2 protein-coding genes and 2 pseudogenes are annotated in these 1,391 nt (G+C 35.3%); all 4 read right to left on the bottom strand.

The annotated features are described in order from the left end of the window. Positions 1-102 precede the first annotated feature (102 nt). A pseudogene (locus ARSQ2_RS13955) lies at positions 103-395 on the bottom strand (pyruvate kinase); the annotation flags it as partial. Positions 396-525: 130 nt separating this feature from the next. Beyond that, positions 526-737: pseudogene (locus tag ARSQ2_RS13950) on the bottom strand (pyruvate kinase); the annotation flags it as partial. A gap of 188 nt (positions 738-925) precedes the next feature. After that, positions 926-1,201, bottom strand: coding sequence for a MurR/RpiR family transcriptional regulator (locus ARSQ2_RS13345; protein WP_238334490.1), 276 nt, complete (start codon positions 1,199-1,201; stop codon positions 926-928). After that, positions 1,159-1,368 carry a hypothetical protein gene (locus ARSQ2_RS13340; RefSeq protein WP_238334489.1) on the bottom strand — a complete coding sequence of 70 codons (210 nt, stop codon included), beginning with the start codon at positions 1,366-1,368 and terminating at the stop codon, positions 1,159-1,161. Before ARSQ2_RS13340 ends, ARSQ2_RS13345 begins: the two co-directional genes overlap by 43 nt. Positions 1,369-1,391 lie beyond the last annotated feature (23 nt).

Genomic DNA, 1,391 nt, shown 5'->3' with positions numbered 1-1,391 from the left:
AATGGGCACAAGCTAAATGCAAAAAAAGAGCGCTCGGATGCGACACAGATATTTTGTTCGAACTCAATATGGTGTAATCAAAATTAAGTCGCTTAGCTAGCGACCACCACCAAGTTTATTGATCCCTTTATTGTTTGATAGTTGTCCACCAACAGTACTTCAGTAAGAATTTGTTGATCTTTTAGCGTAAGTACTTTTAATTGAACGCGTCCATCATGGAGTAACAGAACATCACCTGATGCCACATCATTCGGTAAACCTTGATAGTCAATGTCGACTTTTTCTTGATTACCTTCACCTTTGGCTAAATTGCCATCTAAGATAAATTTATCGGCAATATGAAGGAAAATTTTTCCTTCTTTAAATGTTGAAACGCGAATTTTAGGTCCTTGTATAGCTAAGCGTCTTAATTTTGATTACAAAATATATGTTTTTCTTCAATATAAATTTACTGATATAGAGTGATTAATTGTAATCATTTTATATAGAGTGATTAATTGTAATCATTTTAAAGTCGCCCAGCTATAGATCATCAAGAATAGCGACATGTTGTGTTAATGATTTCGCAAGTTCACGTACTTTTTTTGCCCGTTGTAAGTGATCTTCTGCTGAGCCATGAGAAAAATTTAGACGAACAACGTTTGCGCCGGCTTTAATCACTTTTTCCAGGTTATTATCACGATCAGTCGCGGGACCGAGAGTAGTAACAATTTTTTTCTTCTAAGTCGTCTCGACATTTATGACTCCGTTACTTATTAAAATTGGTGTTGGTTGATAGATTATTACATAGAAATGAAATTAATCCCTTTATTAAAGTGTGCTGTTGTATCATTTAAATGCTTTAGCTAGAGAGAATATTTTTTGCAGTAAAACGAACGGATCTATAGTTTGCTGATATTGATCTGTTTGCTAAAGGTAAATAGCACTAGAGTTTATCAGGATATACATCATGTAATATATCTTTTACGCACTTTAAGTTATCTCTAAATTTTTGCCCTCGACGTAAAATAAAGCCAGTTGCTAGCACATCTATTAATGTCAACTGTGCTAGTCGTGATGCCATCGGCATGTAAATATTAGTATATTCAGGTACAGTAATCGCGATAGATAAGGAAGCGATTTGTGCCAGAGAGGAATTAGCGGTAGTAGTAGTAATGATTATAGAATCATTGGCTTTAGCAACTTTAGCTTGTTCAACCAAGTTTTGCGTGGGTCCACAGTAGGCAAAATGCAAATCACAACGTTACCATAGCTATAGTTATAGCTAAGCGACTTAATTTTGATTACACCACATTGAGTGCGAACAAAATATCTGTGTCGCATCCGAGCGCTCTTTTTTGCATTTAGCTTGTGCCCATTTATGTTCAATTGGATTAAGATCTGGCGAATAG

Source organism: Arsenophonus endosymbiont of Bemisia tabaci Q2 (genome assembly GCF_902713415.1).
GTDB lineage: Bacteria > Pseudomonadota > Gammaproteobacteria > Enterobacterales > Enterobacteriaceae > Arsenophonus.
This window is presented reverse-complemented; position numbering and strand designations above follow the sequence as displayed.